General features: G+C 65.4%; 18 protein-coding genes. 7 read left to right on the forward strand and 11 right to left on the reverse strand.

Going from position 1 to position 17,091, the window contains the following annotated elements:
• Positions 1–3 precede the first annotated feature (3 nt).
• The 6 genes from ABMA46_RS11405 to ABMA46_RS11430 all read right to left on the reverse strand — a co-directional run bounded on the left by ABMA46_RS11405 (position 4) and on the right by ABMA46_RS11430 (position 6,162).
• A complete protein-coding gene (locus ABMA46_RS11405) occupies positions 4–591 on the reverse strand; it encodes an NAD(P)H-dependent oxidoreductase (RefSeq protein WP_348999472.1) in 588 nt (195 codons plus the stop codon).
• 13 nt (positions 592–604) lie between these two features.
• The gene (locus ABMA46_RS11410) at positions 605–2,011 is read right to left on the reverse strand and encodes an FAD-binding oxidoreductase (protein ID WP_348999473.1); all 1,407 of its coding nucleotides are present in this window, start codon (positions 2,009–2,011) and stop codon (positions 605–607) included.
• Between the two features lie 2 nt (positions 2,012–2,013).
• Entirely contained in the window at positions 2,014–3,318 is a 1,305-nt protein-coding gene (locus ABMA46_RS11415) for a cytosine deaminase (RefSeq protein WP_348999474.1), read from the reverse strand.
• A gap of 172 nt (positions 3,319–3,490) precedes the next feature.
• Positions 3,491–4,342, reverse strand: a complete 852-nt coding sequence (locus ABMA46_RS11420; RefSeq protein ID WP_348999475.1) for an ABC transporter permease — start codon at positions 4,340–4,342, stop codon at positions 3,491–3,493.
• Positions 4,329–5,147 (reverse strand): ABC transporter ATP-binding protein, encoded by an 819-nt coding sequence (locus ABMA46_RS11425; protein WP_348999476.1) that lies wholly within the window; start codon positions 5,145–5,147, stop codon positions 4,329–4,331. The genes ABMA46_RS11420 and ABMA46_RS11425 overlap by 14 nt, the downstream gene beginning before the upstream one ends.
• Positions 5,148–5,160: 13 nt before the next feature.
• Positions 5,161–6,162 carry an ABC transporter substrate-binding protein gene (locus ABMA46_RS11430; protein ID WP_348999477.1) on the reverse strand — a complete coding sequence of 334 codons (1,002 nt, stop codon included), beginning with the start codon at positions 6,160–6,162 and terminating at the stop codon, positions 5,161–5,163.
• 240 nt (positions 6,163–6,402) lie between these two features.
• Between ABMA46_RS11430 and ABMA46_RS11435 the strand changes: the two genes are divergently transcribed.
• Both ABMA46_RS11435 and ABMA46_RS11440 read left to right on the forward strand, forming a co-directional pair.
• The gene (locus tag ABMA46_RS11435) at positions 6,403–6,789 is read left to right on the forward strand and encodes a RidA family protein (protein ID WP_348999478.1); all 387 of its coding nucleotides are present in this window, start codon (positions 6,403–6,405) and stop codon (positions 6,787–6,789) included.
• A gap of 7 nt (positions 6,790–6,796) precedes the next feature.
• Positions 6,797–7,603 carry a creatininase family protein gene (locus ABMA46_RS11440; RefSeq protein ID WP_348999479.1) on the forward strand — a complete coding sequence of 269 codons (807 nt, stop codon included), beginning with the start codon at positions 6,797–6,799 and terminating at the stop codon, positions 7,601–7,603.
• A gap of 244 nt (positions 7,604–7,847) precedes the next feature.
• On the opposite strand, the gene ABMA46_RS11445 is transcribed toward ABMA46_RS11440, so the two are convergent.
• Entirely contained in the window at positions 7,848–8,369 is a 522-nt protein-coding gene (locus ABMA46_RS11445) for a tyrosine phosphatase family protein (RefSeq protein WP_348999480.1), read from the reverse strand.
• Complete coding sequence (cobD, locus tag ABMA46_RS11450; RefSeq protein ID WP_348999481.1) at positions 8,366–9,418, reverse strand: threonine-phosphate decarboxylase CobD; 1,053 nt, start codon at positions 9,416–9,418, stop codon at positions 8,366–8,368. Before cobD ends, ABMA46_RS11445 begins: the two co-directional genes overlap by 4 nt.
• Between cobD and cbiB the strand changes: the two genes are divergently transcribed.
• From cbiB to ABMA46_RS11465, 3 genes are all read left to right on the forward strand, one after another.
• A complete protein-coding gene (gene cbiB / locus ABMA46_RS11455; protein WP_348999482.1) occupies positions 9,417–10,385 on the forward strand; it encodes an adenosylcobinamide-phosphate synthase CbiB in 969 nt (322 codons plus the stop codon). The genes cobD and cbiB overlap by 2 nt on opposite strands.
• Positions 10,386–10,494: 109 nt before the next feature.
• Complete coding sequence (locus ABMA46_RS11460) at positions 10,495–12,327, forward strand: monovalent cation:proton antiporter-2 (CPA2) family protein (protein WP_348999483.1); 1,833 nt, start codon at positions 10,495–10,497, stop codon at positions 12,325–12,327.
• A gap of 9 nt (positions 12,328–12,336) precedes the next feature.
• Positions 12,337–12,885 (forward strand): DUF924 family protein, encoded by a 549-nt coding sequence (locus ABMA46_RS11465; RefSeq protein ID WP_348999484.1) that lies wholly within the window; start codon positions 12,337–12,339, stop codon positions 12,883–12,885.
• A gap of 34 nt (positions 12,886–12,919) precedes the next feature.
• Here ABMA46_RS11465 and folK read toward each other — a convergent pair whose 3' ends face one another.
• Genes folK through folP form a run of 3 tightly spaced genes read right to left on the reverse strand, consistent with a single transcriptional unit; the run spans position 12,920 to position 14,639 of the window.
• Positions 12,920–13,426, reverse strand: coding sequence for a 2-amino-4-hydroxy-6-hydroxymethyldihydropteridine diphosphokinase (gene folK / locus ABMA46_RS11470; RefSeq protein WP_348999485.1), 507 nt, complete (start codon positions 13,424–13,426; stop codon positions 12,920–12,922).
• Positions 13,423–13,785, reverse strand: a complete 363-nt coding sequence (folB, locus tag ABMA46_RS11475) for a dihydroneopterin aldolase (protein WP_348999486.1) — start codon at positions 13,783–13,785, stop codon at positions 13,423–13,425. Before folB ends, folK begins: the two co-directional genes overlap by 4 nt.
• The gene (folP, locus tag ABMA46_RS11480; protein ID WP_348999487.1) at positions 13,785–14,639 is read right to left on the reverse strand and encodes a dihydropteroate synthase; all 855 of its coding nucleotides are present in this window, start codon (positions 14,637–14,639) and stop codon (positions 13,785–13,787) included. Before folP ends, folB begins: the two co-directional genes overlap by 1 nt.
• Positions 14,640–14,728: 89 nt before the next feature.
• On the opposite strand from folP, the gene ABMA46_RS11485 reads away from it, so the two are divergent.
• The gene (locus ABMA46_RS11485; protein ID WP_348999488.1) at positions 14,729–15,346 is read left to right on the forward strand and encodes a DUF922 domain-containing Zn-dependent protease; all 618 of its coding nucleotides are present in this window, start codon (positions 14,729–14,731) and stop codon (positions 15,344–15,346) included.
• Between the two features lie 251 nt (positions 15,347–15,597).
• Positions 15,598–17,079 carry an MDR family MFS transporter gene (locus ABMA46_RS11490; protein WP_348999489.1) on the forward strand — a complete coding sequence of 494 codons (1,482 nt, stop codon included), beginning with the start codon at positions 15,598–15,600 and terminating at the stop codon, positions 17,077–17,079.
• The last annotated feature ends 12 nt before the right edge of the window (positions 17,080–17,091 follow it).

Genomic DNA, 17,091 nt, shown 5'->3' on the forward strand with positions numbered 1-17,091 from the left:
TCCTCAGAACCGCTCCAGCCTTCGCTTGACCTTGTCCAGGAAGGCTTTGCGGCTTTCAGGCGTGGACGAATCCATTAGGTAGTGCGCCATGTAGGTCGTGCGGCAGCGCCAGCCGCACAGGCCGCGTATGCCGCGGGTGATCGTCTTGCGGCCGGGCTGGCCGACGAGGACGCTCCACCACCACGGCGCGCCGCACGTCGTCACCACCGCAATCTTGCGGATATGCCCCATCAGCGGCTCCATCGTCGGGCGCGCATTGTCGAAGGTGAAAGCCACGTCCTTCGCCCAGACGCGGTCGAGCCAGCCCTTGAGCATGGCCGGCAGGCCGTACCACCAGGTCGGATAGACGAACACCATCGCCTCGGCCCAGCGCAGGCGCTCTATATGCGGCTGCAAGGCGGGATCGTCCGGCGCATGCTCGTTATAGCCGCGCCGTTCTCCCGCCCGCATCACCGGGTCGAAATCCTCGGCGTAAAGGTCGAGAACATGCGCCTCACACCCTTTGGCGTGGATGGCGGCGACGGCGGCGTCCCGCAGGGCGGCGCAAAAGCTATCCTCGACGGGGTGGCAATAGACGACCAGCACCCTCATGGCAGGTTCCCGGTCATTTCGCCGTGCGCTCCAGCCCCCTGAACAGGAAGGTGCGTCCACTGCGATAGTCGTAGTCAGGGTTTTCCCAGGCGATCATCTTGCCTGGATTGAGCAACCCCAACGGATCCGCCTCGCGCTTGAAGGCAAGCTGCACGGCGTCCGTCTGCTTCATGCCGCCCTCCTCCAGCGTGTAGCGATGCGGATTGAAGATCGGGCAGCCGTTTTCCTCGAAGGCGCGGATGATCTCGTCCAGCCGCGCCTCGGTGGTGAACTTCACCAGGTTGAGGCCGAAACAGGTGATGTTGCCGTCCAGTCGCACGAATTCCAGATGCGAAAAGACCTCGCCGGGGAACATCGCATCCATCTTCTCCACCAGCGCAAGCTGGTTGGGAAACGGATAGAGGGATTGCAGGTAGGTGATCGATGGATCGACCCGGAGCGCGCGCAGCGTCGTGTGGTTCCAGGCCAGTTCATAGGCCGGCGGCAACCCCTTTTTCTCCTCGGGCGGCAGGTCGGCCGCATTGTAGGTGACCGTGCCGCCGGCCCGGCGCGTAAAGGCGAGGAAGGCGTCGAGCGATTGCGGCGCCACCATGCACGCGCAGATGCTCATGCCGTCCTGGAGGAACCGCGCGTGGCGCTTGAAATAGAGCTGCGGCACCGGTGCGGCGATCGGCGTGATAAGCTTCGTCAGGATGCCATCCTGGCAGGCCAGCGCGTTGCCATAGCGGGCGGCATCCATGAAACTGTCGAAGCCGACGATGACGTCCACCCAGTCGTAGGCGGCCGTCAGCGGCACCTCGATTTCGGTGATGACGCCGTTGGTGCCGTAGGCGTGGGTGACCTTGTGCAAGTCCTCGCCGGTCAGGTCCAGAAGCCGGGGCTCGGCCTCCATCGTCGCCACGCGCAGGCGGACGATATTGCCGAAGTCGCGCAGTCCGCCGAAATTGATCGAGCCGACGCCGCCGGACCCGCCGGCGATGAAGCCGCCGATCGAGGCGGTGTTGTAGGTGGACGGAAACATCCGCAGTTCCTGGCTCGAATGCGCCCGCGTCGCCCGGTCGATGTCGGCCAGGATGGCGCCCGGCTGGACGACGACGCGCCCCGGCGCGATCTCCTTCACCTCGTTCATCTCCGAAAGATTGAGCACGACGCCGCCTGAAAGCGGCATCGCCTGCCCGTAATTGCCGGTGCCCGAGCCGCGCGGCGTCACCGGCGCGCCATGCCTGTGGCAGGCCGCGAGGATACGCAGAACCTCCGCCTCCGATTGCGGCGTGACGACGAGATCGGCGCTCACGTGGTCGAGCTGGCGCTTGAGGACGGGGCTGTACCAGTAGAAATCACGGCTCTTCTGCTGCACCAGCTTCGGATTGTCCTCGATCTTCAGCCCGTCGAGATCGCGCTTCAATGCTGCAAGGTCCATCGTCATTCCATCAGGTCGTCGAGTTCGGCATAGTCGGGCAAGACGGCATCGATAGCGCGACCACCGCGCACGACGATGCGATCCGATTCGGGCCGCGACAGCAATTCTGTCCAGCTTCGGCCCTTGAAGATCACGAAATCGGCAGGCCCTCCCGCCCGCAGGCTTCCGGCGTCGTGTAACCGCATGATGCTGGCCGGTGTCGAGCTCACCGCTTTGGGCCAGTCGCCCACAGGATGGTCGAAATGAAGGACCCGCGTCGCCGCGCGATACACTTCAAGCATGTCGAGATCGCCATAAGCGTAGAATGGGTCGCGCGTGTTGTCGGAGGCCACCGCGACCGGAATGCCTCGCGCCTTCATCTCGTGCAGGAGCGTGACGCCACGCCAGCGCGGGGTCGTCCCGTCGGTGCGGCGGTCCTGAAGATAGAGGTTGCACAGCGGCAGCGAAACGACGGCGAGCCCGGCTTCGGCAACCTTGTCCAGCGTGTTCGCGATCTCGCGATCCGGCTGGCGCGCCAGCGAGCAGCAATGACCGACGAGAACCTGGCCCTCGAAACGGTGCCGCAGCGCCGCCTCGGCGATCCTCTTTAGCGAAATGGCTTCGACGGAATCGGTCTCGTCGGCGTGGAAATCGAGATCCAGCCCGTGCTCGATGGCAGCGCGGAACATGCGGTCGAGCAGCGCGTCCAGATCGGGCACCATGTAGGTGACCGCGCCGAGAATGCCGCCGACAGCCGAGACCCGCCGCACCATTCCGCTGAACCAATCCTGATCGCGAACGCGTTCGATGCCGAACAGGCAGGCCGCCTGCAGGTCGATTCGTCCGCGCCAGCGCTCGCGCATGGCTTCGAGGACGGACCATGAAATCTCATCCTGCGGCGGTATGCTGTCCAGATGGGTGCGGATTGCGCCGGTGCCGTGCGCATAGGCGCATCGCAGCGCAAAATCCATGCGCCGGTCGACATCGACGGCGCTCCAGCGGGCCACCCGATCGGCATCCGCCGCTTCCAGCGCGCCCATGAACGTCCCGTCGGGGTTCGGTTTGCGCGGCCAGATATGACCCTTGTCGAGATGGGTGTGGCAATCCACGAAGCAGGGCAGGACGATGCGGCCGGCAAGGTCGATGGCACCTTCGGCCATCGTCCGCTGGGCGGTTTCGATGCGGCTTATTCGGCCATCCGCCACGACGATGTCGGCGAGGACGAAACCCTCGGCATCGACCGGCGCCGTCAGTCCCGGCGTCAGCGAGCAATGTAGCCGCGCGTTGACGAGGGCGTAGGAAGAAGCGGAAAAGATCGACGACTTCACGACCTGGCCGCCGCATACATGCCGATCGTCGTCTCGGCCAAGCATGAGCGAAGCGATTGCGCGAGCCGGGATCCATTCCGTAACCCATGCAATATCACGGAATGGATCCCGAATAGCGATACGTCCACTTCGCTGCGGATAACTTGCGGAATGACGCAATTCACGGCCACTCTCACCCTTCCTGCCTGATCGCGCTTTCGTGCCAGCGCCGCAGAATCAGGTGCGACACAAGCGACAGGACAAGGAAGATGATGATGCCCGTCGCCGAGATCAGGATCAGCGCCGCGAACAGGCGCGGCGCGTTGAGGCGGTATCCGGCCTCGATGATGCGCGAGGCGAGCCCCGACGACTGGCCGGAAGCACCCGCGACGAACTCGGCCACCACCGCGCCGATCAGGGACAGGCCCCCGGCGATCTTCAACCCGCCGAGGAAATAAGGCATCGCCGCAGGCAGCCGCAGATGCCAAAGCTCCTGCCACCGCGACGCGCCGTTCAGTTTGAACAGGTCGCGCAGGTTGCGATCGACCGAATTCAGACCGAGCGTCGTGTTGGACAGGATCGGGAAGAAGGCCACGATCCATGCGCACAGCAGCAGCTTCGCCGTCTGGTTGCCGACATAGATGTTGATGAGCGGAAACACCGCCACGATGGGCGTGACCTGAAGGATGACGGCGAACGGAAAGAACGTCATCTCCACCCATTTCGACTGCGCGAACAGGACCGACAGTCCGACGCCGCCGACAACGGCCAGGACGAGGCCCAGGAAGGTGATCTTGAGCGTGAAAAGCAGCGAGGAAAACAGGAGCCCGGCATCGTCGTGCAGGGTCTGGAGCACTTCGAGCGGCCGCGGCAGGATGTATCTGGGAATCCCGTTCCACACGCAGATGCGATCCCACAGCCAGACCGCGAGCGCCATGACGATGAGCGGAAACAGCCACCGGCCGATGCGCTCGACGCGCCGCTGCCTGACGCGGCGCGCTTCCTCCGGATCGAGCTTCACGGCGGAAATCTCAGTGGCCGTCATCGCGTCCGCCTCCGTTTGCCTGCATGGCGGCCGACAGCACGTCCGAAGCCCGCCGGCACAGCGCCGCATAATCGGGCGAGGTGCGGAACGCCTCGTCGCGCGGATAGGCGGCCTCGACGGCAAGTTCCTCGAACACCCTGCCCGGCCGCGCCGCCATCACGACGATGCGGCTGGACAGGAAAACGCTTTCGAACACCGAATGGGTAACGAAGATCGCCGTGAAGCGCTCGTCCTGCCACAGGCTCAGAAGATCGTCGTTGAGCCGGAAACGGGTGATCTCGTCCAGCGCCGCGAACGGTTCGTCCATCAAAAGCAGTCGCGGCTTCGTCACCAGGGCGCGGGCGATGGAAACGCGCATCTTCATGCCACCGGAAAGCTCCCGCGGCACCGCCTCGGCGAACCCGTCGAGATGGACGCGCGACAGCATTTCCATGATCGCCGGCGCAGCTTTGGCCTTCGAGACGCCGCGCAGCCGAAGCGGCAGCCAGACATTGTCGAAGACGCTCGCCCAGGGCAGCAGCGTCGGTTCCTGGAAGACGAAGCCGATGCCGGAGCGGTCGAACGAGCCGCCGCGCCACTCAAGCGTGCCCGAGGTCGGAAGCGACAGGCCGGCGATGATCCGCAGCGCCGTCGACTTGCCGCAGCCTGACGGGCCGAGAAGTGAAACGAAATCGCCCTCGCCGATCGCCAGATCGACATTGTCCAGCGCCGTCACGCCGTTGGAGAACACCTTGCCCACGCCGGCGAGCGACAGCAACGCCCCGCTCGCCCGCACCGGCGGCAAATCGACCTTGTTCTGCTGCACGATCGGATCCGGACTATTTCTTCAAATCCAGGCCAACGCCCTTGTTCACGAACTGCAGCGTATAAGCCTTTGAAATATCGATTCCTTCCGGCTCGACCTTGGCCTTGACCATCTTGTCGTAGAAGTCCTTCATGCGCGCATCCGTCATCGCGCCGATGCCCATCTTCTCGGTGTCACCCGAATCGACGATGCCGTATTTCTTGAGCTGCTCGATGGTGAAGGCGATCTGCTCGTCGGTGATGTCGGGATTGTCCTTCTTGATGAGGTCGTTGGCGGCCTTGTTGTCGCCGTAGAGATATTTGTACCAGCCCTTGGCCGACGCATCGACGAAGCACTGGACCACCTCGGGCCGCTTGTCGATCGTGTCCTGCATCGCCTCCACGGTGGTGGAATAGGTGCTGTAGCCGTAGTCGGCGAGCAGGAAGACGTTCGGCTTGAAGCCGCCTTCCTTCTCGACCGCGAAGGGCTCGGACGTGGCGTAGCCCTGCTGGATCGACTTCTTGTTGGCGATGAAGGGCGCCGGGTTGAAGGTATAGGGCACGCGCTTGCCGACATCGAAGCCGTATTCGCTGGCCATCCACAGAAGGAAGCTCTGCGCCCCTTCGTCGCCGATGATGTACTGGTCGGCGTTTTTCAGCTCCTCCCATGTGTCCAGTCCCTCGCCGGGATGGGACATCATTACCTGCGGCTCCTTCTGGAAATGCGCCGCCACGACGCGCAGCGGAATGCCCTGCGCCACCGCGTCGAAGGCCTGCTGCATGTTGCCGCCCATGTAGAAGTCGATCTTGCCGGCCAGAAGCAGCGGCCTGCCGGCGACCTGGGGACCGCCCTGCTGGATCGTCAGGTCGACGCCGCAGGCGGCGTAATCGCCATCGGCAAGAGCCTGATAATACCCGCCGTGCTCTGCCTGTGCGAGCCAGTTGGTGCCGAAGATCGCCTTCTCATTGGCTGCGGCCGCGTTCACCGCAAAGGCCAGGCCTGCCACGGCGCCTGCCAACTTCAATCCATCGTGCATCGACGTCACCCCTGTTCGCCCTGTTTGTTGGCGGGCTGTATCCGAAATCGAGAAAACAGACCTTACGCCCTGGTTTTCTTGTATCTTCCGTCGAAACGGAGAGTGCATGGCAGGGCGTTAGCTGTCCGGCGCGCATCGTGACGATTTTTTCCTCTACTGTCCACAATCGACACGCTGCATCCACGGCGATCTTGTGGACGGAGCACGCACCCCCTACCCTTGGCGTGAAAGGTATTCTTCATGTTCCGATTCCTGACGCCCGAGACGATCAAGCCGCCCTTCGCGCGCTACAGCCACGGCGTCGAGGTGCCGCCGGGCAAGCGACTCGTTTTCTGCTCAGGTCAGGTTGCGATCGGGGCGGACGACCGGATACCGGAGGACGTCGAGGCGCAGACGGAACTGTGCTTCGCAAACATCGCGGCGATCCTGGGGGAAACCGGACTCGGCCTTCGCGACATCGTGCGCATCAACGCCTACGTCACGGACCGCGCCCACCTGAAGGGCTACATGGCTGCGCGCGACCGGCTGGTTGCCGACCCGCCGCCCGCCTCGACGCTGATGATCGTGTCGGGTTTCGCACGGCCCGAATTCAAGGTCGAAGTCGAAGTCGTCGCTGCGGGAGATTGAGGATATCATGACAAACACGACACCGCGCCGCGTCTGGTGGGGCGACTTCCGCACGACCGAATATGCATCCATCGACCCCGAATCCACGATCGCCGTGCTTCCGGTGGCGGCGATCGAGCAGCATGGCCCGCACCTGCCGGTCTCGACCGACACGACCATCATGAACGGCATGCTGGAAACGGTGATCGCACGCCTTCCCGAAGACCTCGACATCCGCATCCTGCCGGTGCAGTCGGTCGGCAAATCGAACGAGCATGTTCATGCGCCGGGCACGCTGACACTGACGCCGCTCGCCGCCATCCAGTCGTGGGCCGATCTCGGCGCGTCGGTGGCGCGGGCCGGCGTGAAGAAGATCGTGTTCGTCAATTCGCATGGTGGCAACGAGGAGATCATGGGCATCGTCGCGCGCGAGTTGCGCGTCGCGTTCAAGATGCTGGCGGTGAAGACAAGCTGGTCGCGCTTCGGCCGGCCCGCCGGCCTCTACAGCGACATCGAGGACCGCTACGGCATCCACGGCGGCGACTTCGAGACCTCGGTCATGCTGCATTTCCGCCCGGACCTCGTGGACATGAGCAAGGCGCAGGATTTCGTCTCCAGCGTCCAGCGCGCCGAGCGGGAATTCGAACTGCTGAAACCGACCGGCACGCACGCCTTCGCCTGGATCGCCTCCGATCTCAACCCGAACGGCGTCGTCGGCGAAGCGCATCTCGCCACGGCGGAAAAAGGCCGGCTCACCGCCGAGCATCAGGCCGACGGCTTCATTCGGCTGCTTCAGGACGTGCGCAAGGCGAAGCTGGCGGACTGGCTGGCGTAACGTCCGTCATCTCGGCTGGCGCATGGTGCATGGCAACCGGACTCGTCATCCCAGCCAAGCGAGCTTGCGGTGAGGAGTGGTTCGCGGAGCGAACGAAAAGCCAATTGCTTGGCTTTTCGAATGACGAACGCCTGAAGGGCCAGGAGCCAGTCCGGAACGTCTCCGAAATGCTACGGAATGGATCCCGGACATTTCACGCTCGCTCTGCTCACGATGAAATTCCGGGATGACGCCCAGCGGATCGTTACGCCTCGATGCTCAGTTCGAACGGCACACCCTCGAAAGCGTCCGCGCCGCGCCCGATGGTCTTGATCGCCTCGATCATGCGGCCGTTGCGGTCGAGCATCCTGTCGGCGACGGCGATGAGGCGCGGGTTGGGCGTCGCCGAGGGGGACCGCGCCCGAAGCGTCTGGGCCAGTTCGTGTTCGTCACGTCGCGGCGCCAGGGCAGCGGCGATGATATAGGCCGAAGCGGTGGAGCGGCTGATGCCGGCATAGCAATGCACCAGCAACGGCCTGGCGCGATCCCAGCGCCGGGCAAAGGCGAGCAGGTTCGCCACATGCTCCTCGCCGGGCATGGTCATGCCGTCCTGCGCCGCGGCTATGTCGTGCATGACCAGATACAAATGGTTCTGCGGCAGGATCGATGCCGGCCGCACCATCGCCGTCCCCGTCGCCAGCAGCGAAAGCAGATGGCTCGCATCGACCCGCGTGGCCACCTCGCCGACCTTCGACAGCGGACAGACGTGAATTGCCGACAGGGTCATGGCCGAGCCTCCTCGACCGGATCGTGAACCGCTCCCGCCCAACCGGCAAGCGCGGATTCCAGCCTTTGCCATTCCTCCTGGCAGCCGGGCAGGCCGGCGCGCAGCACGTTGGGCCGACCCGCGAAATGGCGAAGAATGATGCCGTTCTCGCCCAGCGCCCGGAAAAGACCCGGCGCGCCCGCGAACTCGATGAACCTGAAAAGCGGCGTGCCGCCGGTGACGGGAATGCCGAACCGCGCAAACAGCGCATCCAGCCTGTCCGCTTCCGCGGTTAGCAGCAGGCGCATCGCGTCCCGCCAACCGATGTCGGACAAGGCACGAATGCCGTATTCGAGAGCCGGTCCGGGCACGGCCCAGGGACCAAGCCGGCTTTCCAGCCGGGTCGCGATCTCCGTATTCGCCAGCGCGAAGCCCAATCTCACCCCGGCGAGCCCGAAGAACTTGCCGAAGGAACGCAGCACGACGATCCCGCCGCTCCCGACATCGCCGGCAAGGCTCTCGCTTCGCGGACCGACATCCATGAAGGCCTCGTCGACAACGAGCAGCCCTCCCCTGCGCCGCAACCTGCCGGCAAGGTCGATCAGGCTGGCGCGCGGGATGACCCTGCCGTCGGGATTGTTCGGATTGACGACGATGGCGAGGTCCGATTGCTCCAGGTCCTCGAACGCCGCGACCTCGCGCACCTCATGACCGGCGATGCGGGCGGCGCGGGTATGCTCGGCATAGGTCGGCCCCAACACGAATGCGCGGCCGGGCGGCACGAGCGCCGAGACCAGCGGCAGCAGGATCTGCGTGCCCGGAGCCGCCGCCACGGCGGCCGCGTCCGGCGCACCGTATGTGGCCGCCGCGACATGTTTCAGGCGATGCAGCCGATCCGCCTCCGGCAGCCGCGTCAACGCTGTGGCGGGCAGGTCGAAAAGCGGATAGGAGTGCGGGTTGATCCCGGTCGAAAGATCGACGAACGGGTCCGGCGCATGGGGAAACAGCGCCCTTGCCCGGCCCAGGCTTCCGCCGTGATCCACCGTTGCCTGTCCGTCCGGAATTCCCATGTCCGTCCTGATCGCTTTCCTGTCGCTGGCCGCCGAATCCGTGATCGGCTATCCGGACCGGCTTTTCCGCGCCGTCGGTCATCCGGTGACGTGGCTCGGCCGGCTGATAGCCTTTCTGGATCGCACGCTCAACCGCGCCACCGATTCCGACACGCGGCGTCGCATGGCAGGCGTCTTCGCGCTGTTCGTCATCGTGGTCGTGCCGCTGGCGCTGGGCGCGGCCATCGAATCCCTGCTCGGCTGGTTTCCTGGCGGGTTCGTGCTGACTGCGTTGCTGGCAACCTCGCTGCTCGCGCAAAAGAGCCTGACCGCCCACGTCCGCGCGGTCGCCGAGGCGCTCGACACCGGCGGCCTCGAGGCCGGACGCAAGGCCGTCTCGATGATCGTCGGCCGCGATCCCGATCGCCTCGACGAGCCGGCGGTCTGCCGCGCCGCCATCGAGAGCCTTGCGGAAAATTTCTCCGACGGCGTCGTCGCTCCGGCCTTCTGGCTCGGCGTCGGCGGTCTGGCCGGGGGCGCGGCCTACAAGGGCGTCAACACCGCCGATTCCATGATCGGTCACAAGACGCCGCGCCATCTAGCCTTCGGCTGGGCGGCGGCGCGCTTCGACGATCTCGTCAACCTGCCAGCCTCGCGTCTTTCCGGGCTGCTGATCGTCGCGGCGGCGTTTCTGTTGCGAGACACAGATGCCCGGGCAGCCTGGCGGGCCTTGCGAAACGACGCCGGCAGGCACCGCTCGCCCAATGCCGGCTGGCCCGAAGCCGCTATGGCCGGCGCGCTGGGGCTGGCGCTCGCAGGCCCTCGCATCTATGACGGCGTCACCGTGGACGACGCCGTCATGGGCAGCGGCGGCCGCCGCGAAGCAACCAGCGCAGACATTCGCCGGGCGCTGGCGCTCTACCGGGCCGCAGACCTGCTTCTGATGGCGCTGTTCAGCGTACTCGCAGTGATCGTCCTGTCGGTCTGAAGGCTGCGCCGGCAGGCGATTTGCCCTGTTCCCGGCCGGATCGAATCCCTATGGTACGCTCAAATCCGGGGTGAGCAAGCGCCACCCCACCGGACATCCGAAGGCAGGCATGGCGGCTGAGATTACCAACGGCGGCGAACTCGTACAGGTGGTGGCGCTGCTGGCGGCGGGTGTCGTTGCCGTGCCCATATTCAAGCGGATCGGACTCGGCTCGATCCTCGGCTACCTGGCGGCCGGCCTGGCGATCGGGCCGTTCGGCCTGCGCATCTTCGCCGACCCCGAGGCGATCCTGCATGTCGCGGAACTCGGCGTCGTCATGTTCCTGTTCATCATCGGGCTGGAGATGCAGCCGTCGCGGCTATGGGGCCTGCGGCGCGAGATCTTCGGCCTCGGTACGCTGCAGGTCGGCCTGTGCGCGCTGCTTTTGACCGTCGTCGGCTGGATCGGAGGGTTTCCCATTGCGCAATCCTTCGTCGCCGGCGCCGGCTTCGTGCTGACCTCGACCGCCATCGTCATGCAGTTGCTGGAGGAACGCGGCGACATCGCCACGCCGCAAGGCCAGCGCATCGTCTCGATCCTGTTGTTCGAGGACCTGATGATCGTGCCGCTTTTGGCGCTGGTTGCCTTCCTGGCGCCCGGCGGCGGCGACGTCACCCTGGCCGAGCGCCTGCGCGAGATCGGCATCGGCGTCGGCGCCATCGTCGCCCTGGTGATCGCCGGGCGCTACCTGCTCAACCCGTTGTTCCGCATCCTCGCCGACGCGCGCGCGCGCGAGGTCATGACCGCCGCCGCGCTGCTGGTGGTGCTCGGTTCGGCGCTGGTCATGCAGCTTTCCGGCCTGTCGATGGCGATGGGCGCGTTTCTTGCCGGCGTGCTGCTTTCCGAATCGACCTTCCGGCACCAACTCGAAGCGGACGTAGAGCCCTTCAGAGGCGTGCTGCTCGGCCTGTTCTTCCTCGCCGTCGGCATGTCGCTCGACCTCAAGGTCGTCGCCGAGAGCTGGCAAATGATCGCCGTCTACGTCGTCGCCTACATGGCCATGAAGGGCATCGGCATCTACCTCGTGGCGCGGCTGCTCAAGGCCACGCACCGTGACGCGCTCGATCGTGCCGCGCTGATGGCGCAGGGCGGCGAGTTCGCCTTCGTGCTCTACTCGTCGGCGGCCGCTGTCGGACTGATCGACGCCAGCGCCAACGCGATCCTGACCGCCATCATCATCATCTCGATGGTGCTGACGCCGCTGGTCATCATCGTATTGCGCCGGCTCGCGCCGCGCGGTGAGCAATCCCTCGACGACGTCGACGTGGCCGACGGCCTGAGCGGGTCGGTGCTCATCATCGGCTTCGGCCGGTTCGGCCAGATCGTCAGCCAGCCGCTGCTGTTGCGCGGCATCGACGTTTCCACCATCGACAACGACGTGGAAATGATCCAGGCGGCGTCGAACTTCGGCTTCAAGGTCTATTACGGCGACGGCACGCGGCTCGATATTCTCCACGCCGCCGGCGCCGGCTCGGCGCGCGCCGTGCTGGTCTGCGTCGACAAGGGCGACGTGGCGGTGCGCATCACCGAATTGGTGAAGTCGGAATTTCCGCATGCATTGGTGCTGTCACGCGCTTACGATCGCGGCACGTCGCTGCAACTGGTGCGCGCCGGCGCGGATTACCAACTCCGCGAGACGTTCGAGTCGGCACTCGTCTTCGGCGGTTCGGCGCTCGAGGCGCTGGGCGTCGACCCTGAAGACGTGGCCGAAACCGTCGAGGATGTGCGGCGCCGCGACAATGCGCGCTTCGACTTGCAACTCGCCGGCAACATCCAGGACGGCCGGCTCTACTTCAAGGGCAACATGAGCACCCCGGTGCCAGCCCCGGTCGCGCAGCCGCGCTCGCCTGGCCGGGCGCTCAACGAGGAGACGGCGGGCGTTTTGACCCCGCCTCAGGAGTGAGGTCTGACCATGACGCAACTGGACGAGCGGGCGCTTTCAGTAACGGGATTCTGGCGCAAAGCCGGCGAAGACGCCTGGTTCGAGAAGAGCGACGCCTTCGACGACGATTTTCGCGAGCGTTTTCTCGATCTACACTACGCCGCCGCCCGGCGCGAACTGGACGACTGGTCGCAGCATGCGGAGGGTTCGCTGGCGTTGATGATCCTGCTCGACCAGTTCCCGCGCAACTGCTTCCGCGGCACCGGCCACATGTTCGCGACCGATCCGCTCGCCCGCCATTTCGCGGGCAAGGCCATCGCGGCCGGCCACGACATGGCCCTTGACGAGAAGCTGCGCGCCTTCATCTACCTGCCGTTCGAGCACGCGGAGGACATGAAGGACCAGGAACGCTCGGTTGCGCTGTTCGAGGCCAACTGCCCGTCGAACCTCAAATGGGCGATCGATCACCGCGACATCATCACGCGCTTCGGCCGCTTCCCGCACCGCAATCCGGCGCTCGGCCGCGCGACGACGCCCGAGGAACAGGCATTCCTCGACGGCGGCGGATTCGCGGGGTGAGGTTTAGAGCAATCCTGTTTTCGCCGGAAATGCTTTATCCCTTCCACCAGTCCTGCCCGCTTGGCAGCCGCTCGATGCCTGCCGTGTCGATGGCCTGAAGGCGTGCGGTGACCGTCTGCCCGCCGATGAGGAAATCCGGCGCGATCTCTGCCAGCGGCGCGAGCACGAAAGCGCGTTCGGTCATGCGCGGATGCGGCACGTCCAGCCCGGCCTCGTGCACCGTTCGATCGTCGAAGGTCAGGATGTCGATGTCGATGAGCCGCGGCCCCCACCGCTCCTCGCGCACCCGTTTCAACCTGCGCTCGGCCTCAAGGCACAGATCGAGCAGGCCCCGCGGCGAAAGCGTGGTGACGAGCGCGGCCGCGGCGTTGAGGAAATCCGGCTGGTCGGTCTTGCCCCAGGGCGGCGTCCGGTAGAGCGACGAGACGGCCGAGATGGAAATGGCGGCGTCCGCATCCAGTATGCGCAGCGCGGCGCCCATGGACTTTCTCGGATCGCCGATGTTGCCGCCCAGGCTGAGATAGACCCTTGAACCGGTCATGACCGCGGCCAGACGACGCTGACCTCGACATGGTCGAGGACGCCGCGCACAGGCGCGTTCGGCTTGCGGATGGTGATCTCAGCCTGCCTGATCTGCTGGAATCGCGCCGCGAGAGCCTTGGCCACCTCGAGCGCCAGCGCCTCGATGAGCAGGCGGCGCTTGCCGGTGACGATCTTTTCGATGACGTCGAAGGCGACTCCGTAATCCACTGTGCCGGCGATGGAATCCTCTTCCAGCGGCTGGCTCGGCTCCACCGTCAGTTCGGCATCGACATAGAAGCGCTGGCCGAGCGTCTCCTCTTCGTCCAATACCCCGTGACGCGCAAAGAACGCGCAATTCTTCATTCGAATGACATACATCAGGGCAGGTTCCGGTCAGGCGTGGGCGTTTCTCGGGCCAGCATAGCATCGGTGACGGCCAGGGCGTCCACGTTGATTGCGACATCATGGACGCGAAAAAGCTGTGCACCCTTGAGCCTCAGGATGACGCTGGTGGCCGCCGTGCCGACATCGCGCCCTGCGGCCTCCCGGCCGGTGACAGCGCCGATGAAGCGCTTGCGCGACGTGCCGGCCATCAGCGGAAAACCCAGCGCGTGCAGTTCCTCGAACCGCGCCATCAGGTCGAGATTTTCCTCCGGGGTTTCCTTGGCGAAGCCGAAGCCCGGATCGAGCACGATATGGTCGTCTGCAATCCCTGCCGCCCGAGCGATCTCCAGCGATTTTTTCAGGAATGCGAACTGATCCTCGATAACGTCAGGCACCTTTCGCCTGTCCCTGCCCGTGTGCATGATGACCAGCCCCGCTCCGGTATCCGCCGCGACCCGCGCGATATCCGGCTCCCGCTGCAATCCCCACACATCATTGACGATATGGGCGCCCGCCTCGACAGCCAGCTGCGCGGTCGAGGCACGGAAAGTATCGACCGAGACGATCGCTTCGGTCCCCGCAAGTCCGGCGATCACGGGCAGGACGCGCGCCTGCTCCTCCTCGGCCGACACCGGCCGGGCGCCCGGCCGCGTCGATTCGCCCCCGACGTCGACGATCGCCGCGCCCTCCGCGATCATGCGCGCCGCCTGCGCGAGCGCGCGCTCGGGGCCGTCGAACAGGCCGCCGTCGGAAAAGGAATCCGGTGTGACGTTCAGAATACCCATCACCACGGCCTTTCCGCCGAGGTCGAGATGGCGCCCATGCGCCAGATGCCATCTTTTCGTCATCGTTGCAGCCGTCTGCTGTTGCCGGCTACCCGAACCGGAATTCCGTTGCGCCGCGACTGGCCGTAACGCAAGGTGGAGGTGGAGGCAACATGATCAAGCGTTTCTTCGTCAGCGCCATTCTCGCCGCAGGCATCATCACGCCGGGGGCTGCCGCGAACGTCGTGAAGAGCTATTCCTATTTCCGCATCGGCGGACGCACGCTGGACCAGATAGAGGATCAGTTGGTCAAGCGTGGTCCGAAGGTCAAGACGACGGGACTGCGCCACCCCGGCGCGACGCGAATGGCCTTCTCTACCCGCATCGGTTACTCGGAAAGTTCGGGCTCCTGCCGGATCGTATCGGCGGTCGTGACGGTCAAGGCGCATGTCATCCTGCCCGTCTGGCGCGACCGCAGGCACGCCGACGAGGATGTGCGCATCTTCTGGGACACGCTGTCGGCCGACATCAGGCGGCACGAGAGCAGGCATGTCGAGATTGCCAAGAACCATGCACGCGCGCTGGAGAAAGCGCTGAAGGCCACCTACCCTCAGAAGACTTGCGATATCGCCAAGGCGAAGGCCAAGGAATTGACAGCCCGGGCGCTCGCCGACCACGACCGCGACCAGGCGCGGTTCGACCGGGTGGAAGGAATCAATTTCGAGAGCCGCATCCTGCGGCTGCTGCAATATCGGGTCGAGCGGATCGAAGAAGGCCGGATTCCCGGCTGACCCGCTGGACCACGACGGCGATCATTGCAGCACAGCCCCTGCCTCGCCTCGACAGCGGCGGTGCCGTCTGTTAGTGCGACGCCGCTGTTCCAGGAAACGCTTGCCGGTTGGTAGTCCGGCGATCCCGAAGATGGGATTCGGACCTTCGCACATGGCGAAGCCCCAGCGGAAATAGCCGTCCCAGCCGTCGATTTTCGACGAGCGAGGCCGACATACGTCCGGACCCTTCGCGGAAATGGTAGTAATGCCCAATGGATCAGGCTGTCGATCATAAGACCGCGCCACCCGATGTCGTCCCGGCGATTTCGGAACGCGAGAAGAACGTCATCATCGGTGGCGTCCTTCTGGCGATGCTGCTCGCCGCGCTCGATCAGACGATCGTCGCACCAGCCATGCCCACGATCGGCCGCGCGCTCGGCGACGAGCAGTATCTGCCCTGGATCGTCACCGGCTACCTGTTGACGGCGACGGCGATGGCGCCGCTCTACGGCAAGATTTCCGACATCCGCGGCCGACGGCCGACCATCCATGTCGCCATCCTGGTCTTCCTGCTGGGCTCAGTGGTCAGCGCGCTCGCCCCCAACATGCCGGTGCTCGTCGCCGGGCGGGCCATGCAAGGCATCGGCGGCGGCGGCCTGTTCGCGCTGTCGCAGACGATTATCGGCGATCTCGTGCCGCCGATGGAGCGTGCGCGCTATGCGGCGTGGATCTCGGGCATGTGGGCCGTCGCCAGCATTGCCGGACCGCTGCTCGGCGGCGCCTTCGCCGAGCATCTGCATTGGTCGCTGATCTTCTGGATCAACCTGCCGCTCGGGCTCGTGGCGATGGCGATCATCAACAATCCGCTCAAGAAACTGGCAAGCGCGGGCAAAAAGCACCGGATCGACGGCCTCGGCGCACTCTTGCTGGTCATGGCGACGGCGTTGCTGCTTCTCGCGCTCAACTGGGGCGGCAGCGCCTATCCCTGGTTCTCGTCCGAAATTCTCGGCATCGTCGCCGCCTCAGCGGTCTTCTGGGCGCTGTTCACGCTTCGACTCATGCGGGCGCAGGAGCCCCTGATTTCGCTGGAGGTCCTTGGCAACCGCATCGTTCTCACCGGAACGCTGGCGGTCTTCCTGCTGCAAGCTTCCAATGTCGGCCTTTCCGTCTATCTGCCGGTCTACCTGCAATCCTATCTCGGCTTGACGGCGGCGGAATCCGGCATGGCGCTGCTCGGCCTGCTGCTCGGCACCGTCCTGGGCGCGGCGACCAGCGGCAAGCTGATTCCGCGCTTCACGCACTACAAGCGCATCGCCCTGCTCGGCATCGCCTTCGCCAGCCTGTGCCTCGGCGCGCTCGCCTGCATCGCCGGCAGCGCGACGCTCGTGCCGATCGAAGTGCTGACCGCCTGCATCGGCTTCGGCTCCGGCACGACCTTCCCCGTCGGCACGGTCTCGGTGCAGAATGCGGTCGAGCGCGCCCACCTCGGCGTTGCGACCGGCGTCCTGACCTTTCTGCGCTCCCTGGGCGCGGCGCTCGGCGTCGCGGTCCTCGGCGCGGTCGCGCTCGGCTACGGCCTGCCGCTGGCCGGCGAAGGCGCGACCACGGGCGTCCAGGCCGCTTCGGCCTCTTCTTTCGCGGCGATCTTCCTCGTTGCCGCCGTCATGCTCGTAACGTCGTTCGTCATGCTCGCGCTGATGCCGGAAAAGCCGCTGCGCAGCGGCGCGCCGGCCGATGTCCCGGTGGTGGAGTAGCGGCATCCAAGG

Source organism: Mesorhizobium hunchu (assembly GCF_040081975.1).
GTDB lineage: Bacteria > Pseudomonadota > Alphaproteobacteria > Rhizobiales > Rhizobiaceae > Mesorhizobium > Mesorhizobium hunchu.